This window comes from Streptomyces sp. NPDC101166, from assembly GCF_044768125.1.
GTDB lineage: Bacteria > Actinomycetota > Actinomycetes > Streptomycetales > Streptomycetaceae > Streptomyces.
The window spans coordinates 20,559-41,369 of sequence record NZ_JBIWPF010000007.1 but is presented as its reverse complement, the minus strand read 5'-3'; the positions used below and the strand labels follow the sequence as shown (position 1 = coordinate 41,369).

Genomic DNA, 20,811 nt, shown 5'->3' with positions numbered 1-20,811 from the left:
TCCTCATGCGAACCGACTCTTCTCCCGGCACCCTGCCGGCGCGGGAGCACCTCCCGGCCGCCACCGCCGGTACGCCTGTCCTGGACGTAGTGATCCCCGTCTACAACGAGGAGAAGGACCTCCAGCCGTGCGTCCGGAGACTGCACGACCACCTGACGCGGACGTTCCCCTACTCCTTCCGCATCACGATCGCGGACAACGCGTCCACGGACGCCACGCCCGACGTGGCGCGGCTGCTGGAGACGCGGATCCCCGAGGTGAGGTCCTTCCGGCTGGCGCAGAAGGGCCGCGGCCGTGCGCTGCGGACCGTCTGGTCCGCCTCGGACGCCCCGATCCTCGCGTACATGGACGTCGACCTGTCCACCGACCTCAACGCGCTGCTGCCGCTGGTGGCGCCGCTCATCTCCGGCCACTCCGACCTGGCGATCGGCTCCCGGCTGTCCCGCAGCTCACGCGTCGTGCGCGGCGCGAAGCGGGAGTTCATCTCCCGCTCCTACAACCTGATCCTGCGCGGCTCCCTCCAGGCCCGCTTCTCCGACGCCCAGTGCGGCTTCAAGGCGATCCGCCGTGACGTCGCCCGGATTCTGCTCCCCCTGGTGGAAGACACCGGCTGGTTCTTCGACACTGAGATGCTGGTGCTCGCCGAGCGGGCCGGCCTGCGTATCCACGAGGTGCCGGTCGACTGGGTCGACGACCCGGACTCCACGGTGCACATCGTCAAGACGGCGACCGACGACCTGAAGGGGGTATGGCGCGTAGGGAAGGCCCTGGCCTCCGGTTCGCTTCCCCTGGACCGGCTGACCAGGCCGTTCGGCGACGACCCCCGCGACCGCGACATCATGGACGTACCCAAGGGCCTGGCCCGCCAGCTCGTCGGCTTCTGCGTCGTCGGCGGCCTCTCCACACTGTTCTACCTGCTGCTCTACAGCGGCTTCCGGCTGTTCGCCGGCTCCCAGAGCGCGAACGCGCTCGCCCTGCTGGTGTCGGCGATCGCCAACACGGCCGCCAACCGCCGGCTCACCTTCGGGGTGCGCGGCCCCGGCGGGGCGGTCCGCCACCAGGCGCAGGGGCTGGTCGTCTTCGGCATCGGCCTCGCGCTGACCAGCGGTTCGCTCCTGGCCCTGAACGCGGCGACCTCCGACCCCGCTCACGCCACCGAACTGGCGGTCCTCGTCGCCGCCAACCTCGCGGCGACGGTCCTGCGCTTCCTGCTCTTCCGCGCGTGGGTGTTCGCCGACCGGCGGGGGGACGACGCACAGCCGACGCCGGCCGCCTCCCCCGGCCGGCACGACGGCCCGTACGACCAGCACGGCCCGCGGGGCCCGTACGACCCCGCCTCCCGGTTCCGCGCCGGAGAATCCGCGGCCGGCACCTGGAAAGACGCCGACGACGCCACCGTGCGGCTGCAGCCTGTGCGCCCCCACGACACCGACCCGGGGGACGCCCGATGACCACGCACCTCGACCCGACCACGTCCGCGACGACCGCCTGGAGTCCGCCGGAGACGCCCGCGGGGGAGAACCCCTCGGACGCCGGACGCGAACCGCTCGCCCCGGCCCCCGAGTCGGGTGAGCCGAAGCAGCCCTTCGTGCGCAGGCTGTGGCGCGGCCGCCCGGAGGACCCCCGCTGGGCCCGCCCCGCCTTCCTCGGCCTGCTGGCCGCCACCCTCGTCCTCTATCTCTACGGCCTCAGTGCCTCCGGTTACGCCAACTCGTTCTACTCCGCGGCCGTCCAGGCCGGCAGCCAGTCCTGGAAGGCCTTCTTCTTCGGCTCCCTGGACGCGGCGAACGCCATCACCGTCGACAAGCCGCCGGCGTCCCTGTGGCCGATGGCGCTGTCCGTGAGGGTCTTCGGCCTGAGCTCCTGGGCGATCCTGGCCCCCGAGGTCCTCATGGGCGTCGGCACGGTCGCCGTGGTGTACGCGGCGGTGCGCCGCCGGTTCAGCGCCGCGGCCGGCCTGATCGCGGGCGCCGTGCTCGCGCTCACCCCCGTCGCCGCGCTGATGTTCCGGTTCAACAACCCGGACGCGATGCTCGCCCTGCTGATGGCCGTGGCCTGCTCCTTCGTGATCCGCGCCCTGGAGGACGGCCGGACGAAGTGGCTGATGTGGGCCGGAGCCGCGATCGGCTTCGCGTTCCTCGCCAAGACCCTGCAGGCCTTCCTCATCCTGCCGCCGCTGGCGATCGTGTACGCGGTCTGCGCGCCGGTGAGCGTGAGGAAGCGGTTCGGACAGCTGGCCGCCGCTACCGGCGCGCTGGTCCTCTCCGGCGGCTGGTGGGTCGCGATCGTCGAGCTGTGGCCCGCCTCCTCCCGCCCGTACATCGGCGGCTCCCAGAACAACTCGTTCCTGGAGCTGACCTTCGGCTACAACGGTCTCGGCCGCCTCAACGGCGAGGAGACCGGCAGCGTCGGCGGCGGTGGCGGCGGAGGCAACGGCGGCGGCAACTGGGGCGAGACCGGCTGGGACCGGTTGTTCGGCTCCAGCATCGGCGGCCAGATCTCCTGGCTGATCCCGGCCGCGCTCATCCTGCTGGTCGCGGGTCTGGTGGCCACGGCGAGGGCCCGGCGGACGTCCGTCACCCGCGGTTCGTTCCTGGTGTGGGGCGGCGCGCTGCTGATCACCATGGTGGTCTTCAGCTACATGCAGGGGATCTTCCACGAGTACTACACCGTCGCCCTCGCCCCCTACATCGCGCCGCTGATCGGCATGGGCGCGGTCACGCTCTGGGAGCTGCGGGGCAGGGCGTGGGCGTCGCTGACCCTGGCCGGCGCGACGACGGCCACCGCGGTGTGGGGGTACGTCCTCCTCAACCGCTCCTCCGACTACCTGCCCTGGCTGAAGTGGCTCGTGCTGGTGGGCGGCCTGACCGCGGCGCTCGGCCTGATCTTCGTCAGCAGGCTGGGGCGCGGGCTGGCCCTGGGCGTCGCCGGCCTCAGTGTCGTCGCCGCGCTGGCGGGGCCGACGGCGTACACGCTGACCACGGTGAACGAGGGTCACACCGGCTCGATCGTCACCGCCGGCCCGGCGGTCGCGGGCGGTCGCGGCGGCCCGGGCGGCGGGGGCTTCCCCGGCGGTCGCGGGATGGGCGGCTTCCCGGGCGGGGGCCAGAACGGCCAGAACCAGCAGGGGCAGCAGAACGGTCAGCAGGGGCAGCAGGGGCAGCAGGGGCAGCAGGGGCAGCAGAACGGCAACGGCTTCCCCGGCGGCGGCTTCGGCGGCGGAACGCCCGGCCAGCAGAACCAGCAGAACCAGCAGAACGGTTCGCAGAACGGCCGGCAGAACCAGCAGAACGGCACGGGCGGCCGCATGGGTGGCGGTGGCGGCATGGGCGGTCTGATCAACGGCGCCAGCGTCTCCGACGAGGCGAAGAAGCTGCTGGAGACCGACTCGGGCGACTACACCTGGGCCGCGGCGGCCATTGGCGCCCAGAACGCCGCGAGTTACCAGCTCGCCACCGGCGACCCCGTCATGGCGATCGGCGGCTTCAACGGCACCGACCCGTCCCCGACGCTGGCCCAGTTCAAGCAGTACGTGACCGACGGGAAGATCCACTACTTCATCTCGGGCGGCTCCGGCGGCGGTATGCGCGGCAGCGGCGACGGCAACGGCACGTCCGCGCAGATCACCGCATGGGTGCAGGTCAACTTCAAGCAGGTCACGGTGGGTTCGGCCACCTTCTACGACCTGACGCAGAAGGCGAGCGGCTGACGCTCCGAGGGAAACGCGCACGACACGGCGAAGGGCGGTGGCCGCTTGCCACCGCCCTTCGCCGTGCCCGAGCTTCCGTGCCCGAAAACCTCGTTGTACACCGTACGAGAGTCGTTCTACGGTGTACAGCATGACGACGTCCCCCCAGGAAACCGCCCCGCCCGAGACGGCGCCGGGCGGTCACCCCCAACGCTGGCTGATCCTCGGCGTCATCTGCCTCGCGCAGCTCACCGTGCTGCTCGACAACACGATCCTGAACGTGGCGATCCCCTCGCTCACCCGCGAGATGGACGCGACCACCGCCGACGTCCAGTGGATGATGAACGCCTACTCCCTGGTGCAGTCCGGTCTGCTGCTCACGGCGGGCAACGCCGCCGACCGCTACGGCCGCAAGCTGATGCTGATGTCGGGCCTCGCCGTCTTCGGCCTGGGCTCGCTGGCGGCCGGGCTGTCGCAGAGCCCGGCCCAGCTGATCGCGGCCCGCGCGGGCATGGGCGTCGGCGGCGCGCTGCTGATGACCACGACCCTCGCCGTCGTCGTGCAGATCTTCGACGACCGGGAGCGGGTGAAGGCCATCGCGCTGTGGTCGACGGTCAGTTCGCTCGGGTTCGCGGCCGGGCCGCTGATCGGCGGGGTGATGCTGAACCACTTCTGGTGGGGCGCGATCTTCCTGATCAACATCCCGGTCGCCCTGCTCGGCCTGGCCGCGGTCGCCGCGCTCGTACCCGAGTCCAGGCACAAGGCCGGCGACCGGCCCGACCTGGTCGGCGCAGTGCTGTCGACCGTCGGTATGACAGCCGTCGTGTACGCCATCATCACCGGCCCCGAGCACGGCTGGACCTCGGCGCGGGTGCTGATCCCGGCCGCGGCCGGCGTGGCGGTGCTGGGCCTCTTCGTGCTGTGGGAGCTGCGCACCGAGCACCCGATGCTGGACATGCACTTCTTCCGCGACCAGAGGTTCGTGGGCGCGGTCGCGGGCGCGATCCTGGTGGCGTTCGGCATGACGGGCTCCCTGTTCCTGCTCACCCAGCACCTGCAGTTCGTGCTGGGCTACGAGCCGCTGGACGCCGGGCTGCGGACCGCGCCGCTGGCGCTGACGGTCGTCGTCCTCAACTTCACCGGCGTCGGGGCGAAGCTGGTGCTGAGGGCCGGCGCCCCAGGAGCCATCGCGCTCGGGATGACGCTGGTGTCGGCCGGGCTGGCGGCGATCGCGCTGCTCGGCGGGCACGGGTACGGCGGGACGTTGCTCGGGCTGGTCGTCATGGGCGCGGGCGTGGCGCTCTCGATGCCGGCCATGGCCAACGCCATCATGAGCGCGATCCCGCCGGAGAAGGCGGGCGTGGGGGCGGGGATCAACGGCACGCTCGCCGAGTTCGGCAACGGGCTCGGCGTCGCGGTCCTGGGCGCCGTGCTCAACTCCCGCTTCGCGTCCCTGGTCGCGGTGTCCGCAGCGTCGCTGCCGGCGGCGCTGGCCGCGGCCGACGGAGCGAGTGAGCGGGAGCGGATCGCCGACGCGTTCGCCTCCGGGCTGGAGACCAGCCAGTTGGTCGGGGCGGTCGCCGTCCTCCTCGGCGGTCTGGTCGCGGCGGCCCTGCTGCGCCGGGCGGAGCGGGTGGCTCCGCCGGAGTGACAGGGGCGGGACCAGGGGATACGGGTCGGGCGGGGCGTTCGCGGCACGCCCTAGCATTCTCCCCAGGAACAGGGACGTCGGAAGGTTGCGCCCATGACGAAGGCCGATGCCGGGAAGGCGGTGCGGGCCAGTGTCTGGCTGGAGGGCAAGGCGCACCGGCGTCGCGGCGGCGGGCAGCCCTCCGGGCTGGACCGGGACCGCATCATCGAGGCCACCGTGCGGCTGCTGGACGCCGAAGGGCTGGACAAGTTCTCCATGCGGCGGCTGGCGTCCGAGCTGAACGTGACGGCGATGTCGGTCTACTGGTACGTCGACACCAAGGACGACCTCCTCGAACTCGCCCTGGACGCGGCCTTCGGCGAGATGGAGCTGCCCGACCTGGACGCCGTGGGCGAGGACTGGCGCGGGCAGCTGCGCACGCTGGCCACCAGATACCGCGCGCTGCTGGTGCGCCACCCCTGGCTGTCCCCGCTGGCCGGACGGTACCTGAACATCGGCCCGAACTCCCTGGCGTTCTCGCGGACGGTCCAGCAGGTCGTCCGCGGCACCGGCCTGGCCGCCCACCGCATCACCGGCGCGATCTCGGCCGTCTTCCAGTTCGTGTACGGCTACGGCACGATCGAGAGCCACTTCCTCGGCCGGGCGGCGGACACGGGCATGAGCGCGGACGAGTACTTCCACAACGCCATGGCATCGGTGACCCGGGCGCCGGAGACGGCCGAGCTGGTGGAGCAGTCGAAGGACATCATGGCGGCCCGAGGGGGCGACACGGTCGCGGAGATGCTGGACCGCGACTTCACCTTCGCCCTGGACCTGCTGGTGGCGGGCATCGAGGCGATGGTGAACCGGGACTGAGGGACCTGCGCCCCTGCTCCCGCACACCCAGCCACGCGGGGAAGCCTGCGGCGCAGGCTTCGGAGCGCTGCGTCGGACTCCGTCCGTCGGGGAGGGCCGGGCGGGGAGGGGCTACTGGTCCGGGGCCAGTCGTGCGGGGAAGCCGCCCGTGGCGACCGGGCCCCACTTCTGCGGGGTGACCCGGATGATCGACTTGCCCTGCTTGACCATCGCCGCCCGATACTCGTCCCAGTCCGGATGCTCGCCTGAGATGTTGCGGAAGTACTCCACCAGCGGCTCGACGGAGTCCGGTGAGTCGAGGACCTCGGCGGTGCCGTCGATCTGGACCCAGGGGCCGTTCCAGTCGTCGCTGAGCACGATCAAGCTCACCCGCTCGTCCCGCTTGGCGTTGCGCGTCTTGGCCCGCTCCGGGTACGTGGAGACGACGATCCGGCCCGAGTCGTCGACGCCGCAGGTCAGCGGCGACCCCTGAGGGCTTCCGTCGGCCCGCCTGGTCAGCAGGATCGCGCGGTGCCGGGGGCGTACGAAGTCCAGCAGCTCGTCGAGGGTGACGGAGGTGTTGGTCGCGATGTTCGGTGCCATGCCGTCAGCGTAGGCGCAGCGGGGGCCGCGGGACTGACCCTGTCGGTCCTACGCCTGCGGCAGGGAGGCGCCCTGGACGGCCTGCACGTCCAGCTCGACCTTCAGTGTGGTGCCGATGGCCGCGATGCCCGCCTGGAGGATCTGGTTGTAGTTCATGGCGAAGTCCTCGCGGTCCAGGTCGGCCGTGGCGCGGAAGGCCGCACGGGTGCCGCCCCACGGGTCGGCGCCGGTGCCCAGGTAGGCGAGGTCGAGGTCGACGGGGCGGACGATCCCGCGCAGGGTGAGGTCGCCGTGGACCGTCCAGCGGTCGGGTCCCGCGGCCGTCACCCCGGTCGACCGGTAGGTGATCTCCGGGTACGTCTCCACGTCCAGGAAGTCGGCGGAGCGCAGGTGGGTGTCCCGCATGCTGTTGCCGGTGTCGATGGAGGCGGCCCGGATCACGGCCTCCACGCGGGACTCGGTGACGTCGTGCGGCGCGATCTCCACTCGCGCCGAGAAGTCGGTGAACCGGCCGCGCACGCTGGAGATCCCCAGGTGCTGGGCGACCGCGCCGACCGTGGAGTGCGCCGGGTCGACGGTCCACGGGCCGGGCGGCGGCAGCTCGGCCCCGCCCTGCCGGGCGAGGGTCACCGTGCCCACCTCGGCCCGTCCGCTCGCCGTGACGAGGGCGCTGGAGGCGACGGGCGCGTACCCGACCGCGGTGACGATCACCGTGTACGCCCCGGGGGCCAGCGCCGTCGTGTCCCGTACGACGCCCTCGGCGTCGGCCTCGGCGCGCAGCACCTGCGTGCCCGTCATGTCGGTCACCGTGACGATCGCGTGCGACACGGCCCATCCGTCCCTGGTGCGGATCCTGGCGGTCAGTCCCATCTCGGGCAACTCCTCCTGAAGGCACGGCCCGTGGCGGGGGATCGCCCCGCCACGGGCCGTGTGTCCTGCTCGTTCCGGTCGTTCTGGTCCGCCCCGGAGGGGACGGACCCCTTACTCGCCGGGGTGGGCGAGCTCGATGTCGTGGTCGTCGACGCCCGGGCCGCTCACGGTGAGCGAGGTGGCCGCCGGCGGGTAGCCGGTCGCGATGACCGTGTACTCGCCGCCGTCGAGGTCGGTGAAGGCGTACGCCCCGTCCTCGCCGGTGGTCGCCGTGCCGGCCACGTTGCCCGCCGCGTCGACGAGGGTGACGCGCGCGTCGGCCAGCGGACCGTGCGGCGCCCGCACGACGCCCTGGAGCCGCGCCCCGGCGTCGAGGACGACCTCCGTACGGGTCACCCCGGTGACGCCGATCTCGACGGGCAGGGCGCGCGGCCGGAACCCGGCGGCGTTCACCGCGACGGTCACGGCGCCCGGCACCAGCTCGGCGAAGGAGAAGTCGCCCTGCTCACCGGTGGTGCCGGTGGCCAGCAGGTCCCCGCGCACATCGGTCACGATCACCATCGCCGACTCGACCGGCTCCCCGGTCACCGCGGCCCGCACGACACCGCGCAGTCCGCTGGTGCCGCTGAGCACGATGTCGTAAGCGACCGGGTCGCCGTTCACCACGACGGTGGACGCCTGCGGCTGGAACCCGTCGGCGGAGGCGATCAGGACGTACGAGCCCGCGCCCGGCGCGTCCAGCGCGTAGGAGCCGTCGGCCTGGGCGACCGACCGGCCGAGCTGCCGGCCCGCGAGGGAGATCAGCGTGACGGCGGCCCGGGGGACGGGAGTGTTCTCCGCGCCGCGGACGTGACCGTGGACGGGGACGCCCGCACCGGTGCCGGCGGTGGCGTCGGCAGCGGCCGCGACGGCCGGGATCGGCTCGGTGGCGTTCGCCGTGCCGTCGCTCTCGCCGTCGGCGACGGCCCAGCTCGGGACCTTCTCCTCGGCGACGGCCCCGGCCGGGGCCTCGACGGCGGTCTCGGTCTGCGCGGGGGCGGTCTCCTCCGCGGCTCCGGCAGCCGCCTGCGCCAGCGCGCCCTTGGTCCGCAACGGAACCTCCTTGATGAACAGCGTGATGAGGAAGGCGAGCAGGGCCAGGGCCGACGCGATCAGGAAGACGTCGGCGATGCCGTGGCCGTACGCGCTCTCCATCACCGTGCGCAGCGGCGCGGGCAGCTTGTCCATGTCCGGGATCTCGCCGGTGGAGCTGGAGCCGGAGGCGAGGGAGGCGTACTTGGGACCGAGGTCGGCGATGCCGTCCTTGGCGTAGTCGGTGATCCGGTGGGCCATGACGGCGCCCAGCGCCGAGACGCCCATCGCACCGCCGAGGGAGCGGAAGAAGGTGACGGTCGAGCTGGCGGCGCCGAGGTCGCCCGGGTCGACCTGGTTCTGCGTGGACAGCACCAGGTTCTGCATCATCATGCCGATGCCGAGACCCAGCAGCGCCATGAAGACGGCGGTCTTCCAGTAGTCGGTGTCGTAGCGGATCGTGCCCAGGAGGCCGAGGCCGGCCGTGATGAGGACACCGCCGCTGACCAGCCAGGCCTTCCACTTGCCGGTGCGGGTGATGAGCTGGCCGGAGACCGTCGAGGAGACGAACAGACCGCCGATCATGGGGATCGTCAGCACGCCGGACATGGTGGGGGACTCGTCCCGGGCCAGCTGGAAGTACTGGGCGAAGAACACCGTGCCGGAGAACATCGCGACGCCCACGAACAGCGAGGCGATCGACGACAGGGTGATGGTGCGGTTGCGGAACAGCCGCAGCGGGATGATGGGCTCGCTGGCCTTGGTCTCCACGAGCAGGAAGATCAGCGTCAGCGCGACCGAGCCCGCGACCATCGCGTAGGTCTGCCAGGACAGCCAGTCGTACTTGTCGCCCGCGAAGGTGACCCAGACCAGCAGCAGCGAGACGGCCGCCGAGATGAAGAACGCGCCGGCCCAGTCGACCTTGACGTCCCGCTTCACGACCGGCAGGTGCAGGGTCTTCTGCAGCACGATCAGCGCGATGACGGCGAAGGGCACGCCGACGTAGAAGCACCAGCGCCAGCCGAGCCAGCTGGTGTCGGTGATGACGCCGCCGAGCAGCGGGCCGCCGACGGTCGCGACCGCGAACGTCGCGCCGAGGTAGCCGGAGTAGCGCCCGCGCTCACGCGGGGAGATCATCGCGGCCATCACGATCTGCGCGAGGGCGGACAGGCCGCCGACGCCGACGCCCTGCACCACGCGGCAGGCGATCAGCATGCCGGAGTTCTGCGAGAGACCGGCGGCCATCGAGCCGAGCACATAGATGACCAGCGCTATCTGGACGAGCGCCTTCTTGTTGTAGAGGTCTGCGAGCTTGCCCCACAGGGGGGTCGCCGCGGTCATCGCCAGCAGCGTGGCGGTGACGACCCAGGTGTAGGCGGACTGGCCGCCGCCGAGGTCGCCGATGATCTCCGGGAGGGCGTTGGAGACGATCGTGGACGACAGGATCGCCACGAACATCCCGAGCAGCAGGCCCGACAGGGCCTCCATGATCTGCCGGTGCGTCATCGGAGCGTCGTCGCCGTGCCCTCCGGCGTGCTTCGCGTGCGCCCGCACACCGGCTGGTGTGGTCGTTGCCATGGGCTTCCTTCTCTTACGTCGCTTGTGCGGGTGTACGGGTGGTCGGTTCGCTCCCGGGAACGGGAGGGGGCGAGGGCGGTGCGGGCGGCGGCCGGTGCGCTGTCGTACGGCAGTCGCCGAAGCTGGCGCGCAGGCGGGTCATCAGCAGGATGAGCTGGCCCACCTCGTCCTCGGTCCAGTCGCTCAGCCGCTCGGCCAGGAGGTCGGTGCTGCGGCGGGACAGTTCGAGGAGCATCGCGGTGCCCTCGGGGGTCAGGCGCAGGATGCGGGAGCGCTTGTCGGCGGGGTCGGGGGAGCGTTCGATCCAGCCCCGCTCGGCGAGGTGTGCGGCGTGCCTGCTGGTCACCGACATGTCGACGGCGAGCAGCTCGGCGAGCGCGCTCATCCGGAGGTCGCCGTGGCGTCCGAGCAGCGTCAGCACCGCCGCGGAGCCCGCGGAGCAGTCGGCGGGCAGGATCCGCCCGAGGTCCCGCTTCACGGCCCCTACGCCGCTGAGCTGACGCGCGAGTTCTGCGTACTGGGGGTAGCGCGCGTACTGCGTCTGCTCGGCCATCACACCTCCCGTGTTTGTTGCTTAGGGCAACCATAGGAGAGCTTGGTTGCTACAGGCAAATAAATGGGCGAGGGGTGCCGCAAAAACTTGGCAAAGGCAAGTATTGCGGCAGTAAACACGCAGGTGGGGCAGGCTGGAGCCGGGCAGGCCAATCCTGATCCGCTCGCCGGCCCGGTGCGCCGGTGGCGGCGTTAGCTTCGACGCCATGAGCAGCTTCGCCACCCACCGAAGACGCGTGCACGACGAGAGCCTCACGCCCCGCGTCCGGCACGCGAATCTCCGCGCCTGCGTGGTCGCCTTCGCGCCCTACGGCTTCCGCGCCACCTATCACCATCTCTGCACCGCCGCGGGCATCCCGAGGCACCCTGAACACCCCCCTGCCGCACTCGTGCAGGCGGTGGAGGAACTGCACCGGGCCCGGCTGCTCTGGCTCGCGGACGAGCGTTCCCACGCCGCCTGGCGGCGGGCGGAGAAGGCGCTCGGCCGCCGGCGACCGCCCCGCGACATGTCATGGCGTGGCCGGCTGCGGGAGTCGGGGCACATCGCCCTGTGCCCCGACCCCGCCTTCCACCCGGCCGAACCGCTCCCCGTGGTCGTCAGGCGGGTTCTGCGCTCCTCGGTCCCGCTCGACGGCCCCGGCGAGCCGACGTGCCGGGCGTGCGACGGCGACGGCGGCACCGTGTCCTGGTCCGACGGCTTCCTGTGGGACCACACGCTGTGCGGGCGATGCGGGGTCAGCCTGGCCCACCGTCCGGCCGAACAGGATCCGGCCCTGGGGGCGGTTCGGGAAGCCCGGTGGAAGCAGGTGTGGAGGCTGCGCGGGGAGTTCGAGGGCAGCGTGGAGAGGCGGGACGGATGACCGTCGGGAAGGGGGCCCGCTTGGGGCGGCACCGGCGTTTTCGCTAGGGTCTCGGGGCATGGCTAACACCCAGGGCCCCCAGGGCAACCACGACCCCGCCGGCAGCACCCAGATGTTCCGCGCGTTCGTCGACGAGGGCGCGCCCCAGTCCTCCCGCCAGGCCCCCGCTCCGGCCGGCCCCCGCATCGGTCTGATCGTGGGTGTCGTGGTGGCGGTGGCGATCGTCGCGGCGGTCGCCTGGCTGGCGCTCAAGTAGTCCTCGCCGCACCGCACTTCACCCCGCGGGCACCGCACCGCCGGTCGGGCGCGCCTGCCTGCCCACCCGGCGGGCCGGGGCCTTCCCTCGCCCGCTGCCGCCCCGTACGCCGCCTCAGGCACCTCCCCGCACACACGACGACGGCCGCCGACGCGCCCTCAAAGGCGCCCCGGCGGCCATGTCATGTCACCTGGCCGGCGCGTACCTCACGCCGCCGTGATCGTCCCGTGACTGCGGCCCGATCCGCCGGACGGCCGGCGGGAGCCCGACGGGACTTCTGAAACACGCCCTAGTCGGAGATCAGACCCTCGCGCAGCTGGGAAAGCGTGCGGGTCAGCAGGCGGGAGACGTGCATCTGGGAGATGCCGACCTCCTCGCCGATCTGCGACTGCGTCATGTTCGCGAAGAAGCGCAGCATGATGATGCGGCGCTCGCGCGGCGGGAGCTTGGCCAGCAGCGGCTTCAGCGACTCGCGGTACTCGACGCCCTCCAGGGCCGTGTCCTCGTAGCCGAGGCGGTCGGCCAGGGAGCCCTCGCCGCCGTCGTCCTCGGGGGCCGGGGAGTCCAGCGAGGAGGCCGTGTACGCGTTGCCGACCGCGAGGCCGTCGACGACGTCCTCCTCGGACACGCCCAGCACGGCGGCCAGTTCGGCGACCGTGGGCGAGCGGTCCAGCTTCTGGGAGAGCTCGTCGCTGGCCTTGGTGAGGGCCAGGCGCAGCTCCTGGAGCCGGCGCGGCACGCGCACCGACCACGAGGTGTCGCGGAAGAAGCGCTTGATCTCACCGACGACCGTCGGCATCGCGAACGTCGGGAACTCGACGCCGCGCTCGCAGTCGAAGCGGTCGATCGCCTTGATCAGGCCGATGGTGCCGACCTGGACGATGTCCTCCATCGGCTCGTTGCGGGAGCGGAAGCGAGCCGCCGCGTAGCGCACGAGCGGGAGGTTGAGCTCGATGAGGGTGTCCCGGACGTAGGCGCGCTCGGGGCTGTTCTCGTCCAGGGCGGCGAGCCGCAGGAACAGGGAGCGGGACAGGGTGCGGGTGTCGATGGCCCCGGTGGCCGGGAGGGCCGGGGCGGGCGCGGCCTCGAGGGCCGTGACGTCGTCGAGCACGTCGGGCTCGACCGGCGTGACGGGCTCGGCGGGCGCGATTTCGCTCGGCGTGAGCGTGAGCACCTTCGAGCTGCCCTGGTCTGCGGACATGCCACCCCCTTTGGGTCGCGGGACGGTCGCGGCGGACGCTTCCGGAGAGGAAGGTCAGCCTTCACCTGAATACCGGAGCCGAAGCCCCGGCAAACGCTCTTCCCGCAGAATGTCACATGTCGGCAACACGCTGTAGTGACATGTCGACATCTGAGTGACGAAACAGCCCTGGAAACAGGGGGTGTGACGGGGTATCAGCAAGAATCTGTCGGGATCCGCCCTGGTGAGCGATTCGCTCATGACGGTGACCGATCGATCCTTTGTCCGGTCGGGTGTCGGTCCGTCAGTCTTCTGTCCGCCGGACGCCGACCCAGTCCCGCGTCCGTCGGGGTCGGGCCGCCGCCCGGCCGGCGTTCCGTCCGGTCGGGCCTCCGTCCGGTCGGGCCTCCGTCCGTCAGGCGCCTCGGTCCGGTCAGGCGTCGATCCGGTTCGCGGAGCGCAGCCGCTGGAAGCTGCGCGCCAGCAGCCGGGACACGTGCATCTGGGAGACGCCGAGCTCCGCGCTGATCTGGGACTGGGTCAGGTTGCTGTAGTAGCGCAGCAGCAGGATGCGCTGCTCCCGCTCCGGGAGCTGGACGAGGAGGTGGCGGACCAGGTCGCGGTGCTCCACCCCGTCCAGCGCGGGATCCTCGTAGCCGAGGCGGTCCAGCAGTCCGGGCAGTCCGTCGCCCTCCTGCGCCGCCTCGAGGGAGGTGGCGTGGTACGAGCGTCCCGCCTCGATGCAGGACAGCACCTCGTCCTCGCCGATCCGCAGCCGCTCGGCGATCTCGGCGGTGGTCGGCGTGCGGCCGAAGCAGGTGGTCAGGTCCTCCGTGGCGCTGTTGACCTGCACCCACAACTCGTGGAGTCTGCGGGGGACATGGACGGTGCGTACGTTGTCGCGGAAGTACCGCTTGATCTCCCCGACGACCGTCGGCATCGCGAAGGTCGGGAACTGCACGCCGCGGTCGGGATCGAAGCGGTCGATGGCGTTGATCAGGCCGATGGTGCCGACCTGGACGACGTCCTCCATCGGCTCGTTGCGGGAGCGGAACCGGGCCGCCGCGTAGCGCACGAGCGGGAGGTTCGCCTCGATGAGCGCCCCGCGCACGCGGTTGTGCTCCGGTGAGCCCGGGGAGAGCTCCTTCAGCTGGCCGAAGAGCACCTGGGTGAGGGCCCGGGTGTCGGCGCCCCGGCGTTTCTCGGGTGCGGGAGCCGGGTCGGCGCCCGGGTCGGGGGCGGCGGGGTCGGGGGCCGGAGCGGCGGATGCCTCCACCTGGGGCGGCGCAGTACTGGCCGACACGGTCAACGCCACCTCTTCATCGGTCAATCATCCGTCAAAAGCGGTCATAGCATCACAAGACATGTGCACTGTGTGCAAGCACCCCATAACGCCGTGTTGAGGGACAAGTTGAGAGGTGGTCCGACCGCCCGAAGCATGCGAAAGCCCCCCGCCGTTCCGGCGGAGGGCTTCCCGGGGTCCTGTGGCCCTGTCGCGGGCGCGCGGCTCAGAACTCGTAGTCGGCGACCACCCAAGTGGCGAACTCCCGCCACAGGGCGACGCCCGCCTGGTGCGCCGGGTGCTCGAGATACCGCTTCAGGGCGCCCGCGTCCTCCACCGCCGAGTTGATGGCGAAGTCGTAGGCGACGGGGCGCTCGCTGACGTTCCAGCCCAGTTCCCAGAAGCGAAGCTCCTCGATCTGCCCGCCCAGGGCCCGGAAGGCGGCCTCGCCCGCCACCACGCGGGGGTCGTCGCGCCGGACGCCGTCGTGGAGCTTGAAGAGGACCAGGTGGCGGATCATGGGCACTCCCGATGCGTGCTACTTCGCCCCGTCGGCGAGCCAGGTGAAGAAGTCGCCGATGGCCTTGGCGGCGTCCGATATGCCCTCGAACCCTATCTGGACGTAGTCGGCGGCCTTGGCCGGGTCCGTGATGATCACGTACAGCGCGAAGACCACGAGCACGTAGACGGCGATCTTCTTGGCGTTCACCGCCACCGCGGCCTCCCCTGTCACTGATGGGCCCAATGAGCGCACATGATCGCACGAAGGGCCCCGTCTCACGACGAGGCCCTTCTCAAGCGGTAGCGGAGGGATTTGAACCCTCGGTGACTTGCGCCACACTCGCTTTCGAGGCGAGCTCCTTCGGCCGCTCGGACACGCTACCGAGGGAGACCTTACAGCACGCCGGGGCGTGCTCCGAAATCGATGTCCGGGGCCGGGGAGCGCCCGGGTCAGCGGGTGCGGAAGAACTCCGTGAGGAGGCCCGCGCACTCGTCGGCGAGGACGCCCTCGATCACCTCGGGCCGGTGGTTGAGCCGCCGGTCGCGGACGACGTCCCAGAGGGAGCCGGCCGCGCCCGCCTTGTCGTCGCGGGCGCCGTAGACGACACGGTCCACGCGGGACTGCACGAGCGCGCCCGCGCACATCGTGCAGGGCTCCAATGTCACGACGAGCGTGCAGCCCGTCAGCCGCCACTCGCCCCTCTCGGCGGCCGCCCGCCGCAGGGCGAGGACCTCCGCGTGCGCCGTCGGATCGCCGCCGGCCTCGCGTTCGTTGTGACCGGCCGCGAGGACGGTGGCGCCGTCGGGGGCCAGCACGACGGCCCCGACCGGGACGTCCCCGCCCCGGGCGGCCAGCGCGGCCTCCGTCAACGCGAGCCGCATGGCGGCCCGCCAGGGGTCGCGTACGGGATCCGGTGCGCTCAGCGGACGGTCTCCAGGACCTCCGAGGCGCCGAGGGCCTCGGCGATCTCCGTGACCGCGTCCGCGGACAGCGACTTCAGCTCCTTAGTGCCGACGCCGAGGTCGTCGAGGATGCCGGGGTCACCGACCGGGCCGTGCGGCACCGCCTCGGCGGCGGAGCCGTCCTCCTCGTCGGAGTCGTCCTCACCGTCCTCGGTGCCGTCGAGGTCGAGGGCGTCCAGATCGTCGTCGGCGTCGGAATCCCGGCCGAGCAGTTCGTCGGTGAGCAGGATCTCGCCGTACGAACTGCGGGCGGCGGCAGCGGCGTCGGAGACGTAGATGCGAGGGTCCTCCTCGCCGTCGATGCGGACGACCCCGAACCAGGAGTCCTCCTGCTCGATCAGCACGAGAACCGTGTCCTCGTCGGGAGAGGCTTCCCGGGCCAGGTCGGCCAGATCGGACAGGGTCTCCACATCGTCGAGCTCTGTGTCGCTCGCTTCCCACCCGTCTTCGGTGCGCGCGAGCAGTGCGGCGAAGTACACCGTGACTCTCCCACTGGTCATAGGCGTGCCGGTTGGGGTTCCCCCCGGCGGAGGTTACGGGCGGAGAGAGCTGTGCTCCGAGCCCCGCCCACTCGGAATCGTGGCAGAAACAAGGCGTTCAGGGGACGTCTTCCGCTCCCTGTGTCCGGTCGTTTTGATCGCGGGTCCGTGCGCGTCCGCACACGTACGTCCACGAGCAACCCACCAGCGCACTCGTTGCCGTCACGAGCGGGATCGTACGCGGGTTTGCCGTGGGCCCACGCACGACCACCCCTCGCGGCGCCCGTGACTCCGGTGGTCTTCGCGCCGGGGGCGGACGATCCTCCCTGTACGGGCCACGGGTGGGCGGCCGTCGGGGCTACCAGCGGAACGTGCGCATGCGCATCGCGTGTCGCAGACGGGCGACCTTGGCGCGGCGCGGCTGGACGCGGTCGCGCAGCGCGCGGGCCTCGGCCAGTTCACGCAGGAACTGGGCGCGCCGCCGACGGCGCTGCGCCTCGGTCAGCGGCGCCGCGTCCGCGTCTCGTGCCTCGTGGGCAGGCAGGTCATGCATTGCTGTTCACCACCCCGGTCCGTCCAGTCCGGTTTCCCCCCGACGGGCGGTTGATGCGGGCCGACGTCGTCAGCGCGGACCACTGGGGGGCTCGCCGGGCGGGCGGGCGGTGGGCGGGCCGGGCCCGGTTACTGTTGTGGACATGCGTCTTCACGTCGTCGACCACCCCCTGGTCGCCCACAAGCTCACCACGCTGCGCGACCAGCGCACCGACTCCGCCACCTTCCGCCGTCTGGCCGACGAGCTGGTCACCCTCCTCGCCTACGAGGCCACGCGTGACGTGCGCACCGAACAGGTCGACATCGTGACCCCGGTCGCCGCGACCACCGGCGTCAAGCTGTCCCACCCGCGTCCGCTGGTGGTGCCGATCCTGCGGGCCGGGCTCGGCATGCTGGACGGCATGGTCCGGCTGCTGCCGACCGCCGAGGTGGGCTTCATGGGCATGATCCGTGACGAGCAGACGCTCCAGGCCTCCACCTACGCCACGCGCATGCCGGAGGACCTCTCGGGCCGCCAGGTGTACGTGCTGGACCCGATGCTGGCCACCGGCGGCACGCTGGTCGCGGCGATCCACGAGCTGATCAAGCGCGGTGCGGACGACGTCACGGCCGTGGTGCTGCTGGCCTCCCCCGAGGGCGTGGCGGTCATGGAGCGCGACCTCGCGGGCACCCCGGTCACGGTGGTCACCGCGGCGGTCGACGACCACCTCAACGACCAGGGCTACATCGTCCCGGGCCTGGGCGACGCGGGTGACCGCCTGTACGGCGCGGCGGAGTAACCCTCCAGGGAGCCGCACGCCCTGTCCGGGCCGCGCCCTCGCCGGCCGCGCCCGGCCCGGACACTCACGGGCTCGCGGCTCGGCCGGGCCCTAGCAGTGCTTCTTGGTGGTCGTCGTCGCCGCGGGATGAGGGGCCGTCAGGGCGGTGAGGGACCTGGTGGCTTCGGGCTGGGCGGTGAGCGCCGTGAAGGCGTTGCCCAGGATCAGGTCGATCGCCGGGCCCTTGCGGGCGGCGTCGGTGCGGCGCTCGGCCGTGGTGAGCTGGGTGGCGAGGACCGGCAGCGAGGTGTTGAGGGAGGCCGCGGGGCCGAGCAGGACGCCGGCCCCGGGGACGTTCTTGTCGTACTCCTTGCTCGCGTTGCCCACCTGGCCGATCTTGAAGCCGCGCTTCTTTAGCTCGTCCGCGGTGGTCTTGGCGAGGCCGCCGCGCGTGGTGGCGTTGAAGACGTTCACGGTGATCTGCGCGGGCGCCGGCAGCACGGCGGGCGACGCGACGGCCGCAGGGCTCGCCTTGGTCGCCTTGGTGGTGCAGCCGGTTTTGGAGCCCGCCGCCGAGGCCGTTCCCCCGCCGCCCGTGAAGACGTCGATGAGCTGCAGCGTCCCCCACCCGCCGACGCCCAGCACGGCGCCACAGGCGACGGCCACGACGACCAGTCGGCCGCGCCGCCGGGGCGGGCGCATACGTGGGTACTTGTCCCCCTTGATCCGGTACTTGCCGCCCATGCCCGGGGGAGTCAGCATGCTCATGAACGCAGCGTAGTGCGCTGCGGCTGCCGTGCCTACTAGATGATCATTCGACTCCCGCAGGAGAACCCGAAAGGGGCAATCCGCGAACGCCGGCACAGCCGCCCGACAGGGAGTCAGTCGGGCCGGGGGAGCCGTCAGTCCAGCTCGAGCACCCGGGCGTGCAGCACCTGACGCTGCTGCAGGGCCGCCCGCACGGCGCGGTGGAGACCGTCCTCCAGGTACAGGTCGCCCTGCCACTTCACGACGTGCGCGAAGAGGTCGCCGTAGAACGTGGAGTCCTCGGCGAGCAGGGTTTCCAGGTCGAGCTGCTGCTTGGTGGTCACCAGCTGATCGAGGCGGACCGGGCGCGGCGCGACGTCCGCCCACTGCCGGGTGCTTTCCCGGCCGTGGTCGGGGTACGGCCGGCCGTTTCCGATGCGCTTGAAGATCACACGGAAAGCCTACCGGCCCAGACCTTCCGGGCGCAGCCATGACCGGCGAGTGCGGCGCTGGAAAAAACAAGCTGAACTGGTGCGAAACGGGAGCGAGGGACCGTGGGGAGGCAGGGCCTGCCTGCCGGACGCCCTGATCCGCGGCCCCCTCTCCGTGCTGAACAGGCACGGCCTCGTCCTGGAACTCGCGTGACCGGGGAACGCGCCCCGGACGGGAACACACTCGTGGGCCGACCCTCTGTCCACAGCCTGTGCATACCGTTCGAACAGCGCCGAGGCGCGCAGCCTGGTCGCCGCGACCGGGCAGTGGGGCCGGTTGCCTGGCTGGGCCAGGACATCCGCGGACACGCCCTTCGGGGCCTGTGTGACGAAGGCCACTCCGGCTCCTTTCGGGTGGATGAGCCGGACGGTCCGCGGGACGGAGACGGTGACGCCGCCTCCGTCCCGGCCGTCGGTCAGCGGTCCCGGCCGCCCCGGTGGTCCTCGGGGACCTGCCGCGACGTCTCCCGATCCTTGATCGTCGACCGTGGCTTGGGCGCACTGCGGGCCGCCTCCGCGCGCAGCAGGGCGCGCAGAACGGCGTAAGGGTCTGTCGGCATGGCTGAGTCCTGTGTTCCTCGTTCGTACCTGGTGCTGACGGGCTTTCCGCGGGAGCGGTCCGGTCAGCAGCGCAGGACGACGGTGCGCAGGACGTCCGACACGTCCAGGGCGTACGGCGGGCAGGCCCGAGGAGGCAGGAGGCGGCCCGGGGGCGCTGCGGGCGTGCGGGCGGGACGGGACGAGGGCCGGGCGGGCGCGACGGCGCGACAGGCGCCGCCGTACGGGAGACGCGGGGCGGCGTCGAAGCCGTCGAGCTCTGCGGTCTCGACGACTGCGGCCGAGAGCGCCGGAACGGCGGCGGCCTCGGCGGCCGCGCCCGGCACGACGACGGCGAGCAACAGCACGAGGACCCGCAGCCAGCGGCGGCTGCGCGGGAGACGTCGTGCGGTGCTCATGGGAGGTGCTCTGCCCACGACGCACCGGCCGCCCAGCACGCGGGGGCCGGGAACCGCCCGTTCGGAGCAGCGCCCGCACTCCGGGGCCGCGAGTCCCCTGAGTGGTTCGAAAGCAGCGTCGTCCGCCCGGAGGGCGGGGTTCGCGGCGGCGACGGGGGCGCCTCCCGCGCGAGTTCGGTTCGAGCGCGCGTGCCGGACGCCGCGAGCCTGGGGGCACCTCCCACGCCCTCAAGACAGTGGGGGAGGGACTTTCGAAACACGCCCCAGGCGTGTGGCGTCAGCTGGAAGGCGCCTTCTTGGCGGCCTTGGCCGCCGCCTTCATCTCCTGCTTGTGCGCCCGTACCTTCGCCAGCGACTCCGGGCCCGTGATGTCGGCGACCGAGCGGAAGGAATCGGGCTCGCCGTAGGCGCCGGCGGCCTCACGCCAGCCCGTGGGCCGCACGCCGAGCCGCTTGCCGAGCAGCGCGAGGAAGATCCGCGCCTTCTGCTTGCCGAAGCCCGGCAGCTCCTCCAGCCGCCTGAGCAGCTCCTTGCCGGTGCCGGCGTCCTTCCAGACCGCGGCGGCGTCACCGTCGTAGTGCTCGACGAGGTACTGGCAGAGCTGCTGGATCCGCTTGGCCATGGAGCCCGGGTAGCGGTGCACGGCCGGCTTCTCGGAGAGGAGGGAGGCGAACGCCTCCGGGTCGCGGGCCGCGATGTCGTGCGCGTCGAGGTCGTCCGCGCCGAGCCGGTCGGCGATCGTCCGCGGTCCCTTGAACGCCCACTCCATCGGGACCTGCTGGTCGAGCAGCATCCCGACCAGCGCGGCGAGCGGCGAGCGCCCGAGGAGTTCGTCGGCGTCGGGATCCTGCGCGAGGTGAAGGGTGACGTCCATGCCCTCGATCATCCCGCGTACCGGCCGGGACTGCCCGCCGTGCCCTCCCGCCCGGTCGGCTCGTC

General features: G+C 72.0%; 24 protein-coding genes and 1 tRNA gene. 7 read left to right on the top strand and 18 right to left on the bottom strand.

What is annotated here, in order from left to right:
• Positions 1–5: 5 nt before the first annotated feature.
• The 4 genes from ACIRS4_RS14560 (at position 6) to ACIRS4_RS14545 (ending at position 6,194) form a co-directional block, all read left to right on the top strand.
• Positions 6–1,451, top strand: a complete 1,446-nt coding sequence (locus ACIRS4_RS14560) for a glycosyltransferase (RefSeq protein ID WP_404194837.1) — start codon at positions 6–8, stop codon at positions 1,449–1,451.
• The gene (locus ACIRS4_RS14555) at positions 1,448–3,709 is read left to right on the top strand and encodes an ArnT family glycosyltransferase (RefSeq protein WP_404194834.1); all 2,262 of its coding nucleotides are present in this window, start codon (positions 1,448–1,450) and stop codon (positions 3,707–3,709) included. The genes ACIRS4_RS14560 and ACIRS4_RS14555 overlap by 4 nt, the downstream gene beginning before the upstream one ends.
• Positions 3,710–3,839: 130 nt before the next feature.
• Positions 3,840–5,339, top strand: coding sequence for an MFS transporter (locus ACIRS4_RS14550; RefSeq protein WP_404194832.1), 1,500 nt, complete (start codon positions 3,840–3,842; stop codon positions 5,337–5,339).
• Between the two features lie 93 nt (positions 5,340–5,432).
• Positions 5,433–6,194 (top strand): TetR/AcrR family transcriptional regulator, encoded by a 762-nt coding sequence (locus ACIRS4_RS14545; protein ID WP_404194828.1) that lies wholly within the window; start codon positions 5,433–5,435, stop codon positions 6,192–6,194.
• Between the two features lie 111 nt (positions 6,195–6,305).
• Here the strand turns inward: ACIRS4_RS14545 and ACIRS4_RS14540 are convergent, their stop codons facing one another.
• The 4 genes from ACIRS4_RS14540 to ACIRS4_RS14525 form a co-directional block, all read right to left on the bottom strand.
• The gene (locus ACIRS4_RS14540; protein WP_404194826.1) at positions 6,306–6,776 is read right to left on the bottom strand and encodes a PPOX class F420-dependent oxidoreductase; all 471 of its coding nucleotides are present in this window, start codon (positions 6,774–6,776) and stop codon (positions 6,306–6,308) included.
• Positions 6,777–6,824: 48 nt separating this feature from the next.
• Positions 6,825–7,646 carry a YceI family protein gene (locus ACIRS4_RS14535; protein WP_404194824.1) on the bottom strand — a complete coding sequence of 274 codons (822 nt, stop codon included), beginning with the start codon at positions 7,644–7,646 and terminating at the stop codon, positions 6,825–6,827.
• A gap of 111 nt (positions 7,647–7,757) precedes the next feature.
• A complete protein-coding gene (locus ACIRS4_RS14530) occupies positions 7,758–10,295 on the bottom strand; it encodes an MFS transporter (RefSeq protein ID WP_404194821.1) in 2,538 nt (845 codons plus the stop codon).
• Between the two features lie 13 nt (positions 10,296–10,308).
• Positions 10,309–10,848: a MarR family winged helix-turn-helix transcriptional regulator gene (locus tag ACIRS4_RS14525; protein WP_404194818.1), complete on the bottom strand. Its 540-nt coding sequence runs from the start codon at positions 10,846–10,848 to the stop codon at positions 10,309–10,311.
• A gap of 205 nt (positions 10,849–11,053) precedes the next feature.
• Here ACIRS4_RS14525 and ACIRS4_RS14520 point away from each other — a divergent pair, with 205 nt between their 5' ends.
• Positions 11,054–11,707 (top strand): hypothetical protein, encoded by a 654-nt coding sequence (locus ACIRS4_RS14520; RefSeq protein ID WP_404194815.1) that lies wholly within the window; start codon positions 11,054–11,056, stop codon positions 11,705–11,707.
• Positions 11,708–11,765: 58 nt separating this feature from the next.
• On the top strand, positions 11,766–11,963 hold the full coding sequence (locus tag ACIRS4_RS14515) for a hypothetical protein (protein WP_130439352.1): 198 nt from the start codon (positions 11,766–11,768) through the stop codon (positions 11,961–11,963).
• Between the two features lie 289 nt (positions 11,964–12,252).
• Here the strand turns inward: ACIRS4_RS14515 and ACIRS4_RS14510 are convergent, their stop codons facing one another.
• From ACIRS4_RS14510 to ACIRS4_RS14475, 8 genes are all read right to left on the bottom strand, one after another.
• Positions 12,253–13,164: an RNA polymerase sigma factor SigF gene (locus ACIRS4_RS14510; protein WP_404194812.1), complete on the bottom strand. Its 912-nt coding sequence runs from the start codon at positions 13,162–13,164 to the stop codon at positions 12,253–12,255.
• A gap of 412 nt (positions 13,165–13,576) precedes the next feature.
• Positions 13,577–14,452 carry an RNA polymerase sigma factor SigF gene (locus ACIRS4_RS14505; RefSeq protein WP_402154382.1) on the bottom strand — a complete coding sequence of 292 codons (876 nt, stop codon included), beginning with the start codon at positions 14,450–14,452 and terminating at the stop codon, positions 13,577–13,579.
• Between the two features lie 199 nt (positions 14,453–14,651).
• Positions 14,652–14,945 (bottom strand): Dabb family protein, encoded by a 294-nt coding sequence (locus tag ACIRS4_RS14500; RefSeq protein WP_404194810.1) that lies wholly within the window; start codon positions 14,943–14,945, stop codon positions 14,652–14,654.
• Positions 14,946–14,963: 18 nt separating this feature from the next.
• Positions 14,964–15,140 carry a hypothetical protein gene (locus ACIRS4_RS14495; protein WP_351338634.1) on the bottom strand — a complete coding sequence of 59 codons (177 nt, stop codon included), beginning with the start codon at positions 15,138–15,140 and terminating at the stop codon, positions 14,964–14,966.
• 84 nt (positions 15,141–15,224) lie between these two features.
• Positions 15,225–15,309 (bottom strand) — tRNA-Ser (locus tag ACIRS4_RS14490).
• A 67-nt stretch (positions 15,310–15,376) separates the two neighbouring features.
• Entirely contained in the window at positions 15,377–15,808 is a 432-nt protein-coding gene (tadA, locus tag ACIRS4_RS14485; RefSeq protein WP_404194808.1) for a tRNA adenosine(34) deaminase TadA, read from the bottom strand.
• 38 nt (positions 15,809–15,846) lie between these two features.
• Positions 15,847–16,368, bottom strand: coding sequence for a hypothetical protein (locus ACIRS4_RS14480; RefSeq protein ID WP_404195491.1), 522 nt, complete (start codon positions 16,366–16,368; stop codon positions 15,847–15,849).
• A 358-nt stretch (positions 16,369–16,726) separates the two neighbouring features.
• Positions 16,727–16,921: a hypothetical protein gene (locus tag ACIRS4_RS14475; protein ID WP_404194805.1), complete on the bottom strand. Its 195-nt coding sequence runs from the start codon at positions 16,919–16,921 to the stop codon at positions 16,727–16,729.
• 142 nt (positions 16,922–17,063) lie between these two features.
• Here ACIRS4_RS14475 and upp point away from each other — a divergent pair, with 142 nt between their 5' ends.
• Positions 17,064–17,699 carry a uracil phosphoribosyltransferase gene (gene upp, locus ACIRS4_RS14470; protein ID WP_404194803.1) on the top strand — a complete coding sequence of 212 codons (636 nt, stop codon included), beginning with the start codon at positions 17,064–17,066 and terminating at the stop codon, positions 17,697–17,699.
• 90 nt (positions 17,700–17,789) lie between these two features.
• On the opposite strand, the gene ACIRS4_RS14465 is transcribed toward upp, so the two are convergent.
• From ACIRS4_RS14465 to ACIRS4_RS14440, 6 genes are all read right to left on the bottom strand, one after another.
• A complete protein-coding gene (locus ACIRS4_RS14465; protein WP_404195488.1) occupies positions 17,790–18,422 on the bottom strand; it encodes a LytR C-terminal domain-containing protein in 633 nt (210 codons plus the stop codon).
• 158 nt (positions 18,423–18,580) lie between these two features.
• A complete protein-coding gene (locus tag ACIRS4_RS14460) occupies positions 18,581–18,877 on the bottom strand; it encodes a type II toxin-antitoxin system VapB family antitoxin (protein ID WP_004943146.1) in 297 nt (98 codons plus the stop codon).
• A gap of 9 nt (positions 18,878–18,886) precedes the next feature.
• A complete protein-coding gene (locus ACIRS4_RS14455) occupies positions 18,887–19,336 on the bottom strand; it encodes a helicase HerA-like domain-containing protein (protein WP_404195485.1) in 450 nt (149 codons plus the stop codon).
• On the bottom strand, positions 19,333–19,476 hold the full coding sequence (locus ACIRS4_RS14450; protein ID WP_404194801.1) for a hypothetical protein: 144 nt from the start codon (positions 19,474–19,476) through the stop codon (positions 19,333–19,335). Before ACIRS4_RS14450 ends, ACIRS4_RS14455 begins: the two co-directional genes overlap by 4 nt.
• A gap of 63 nt (positions 19,477–19,539) precedes the next feature.
• Entirely contained in the window at positions 19,540–19,872 is a 333-nt protein-coding gene (locus ACIRS4_RS14445; protein WP_404194798.1) for a hypothetical protein, read from the bottom strand.
• A gap of 277 nt (positions 19,873–20,149) precedes the next feature.
• The gene (locus tag ACIRS4_RS14440) at positions 20,150–20,746 is read right to left on the bottom strand and encodes an HhH-GPD-type base excision DNA repair protein (RefSeq protein ID WP_404194796.1); all 597 of its coding nucleotides are present in this window, start codon (positions 20,744–20,746) and stop codon (positions 20,150–20,152) included.
• Between the last annotated feature and the right edge of the window lie 65 nt (positions 20,747–20,811).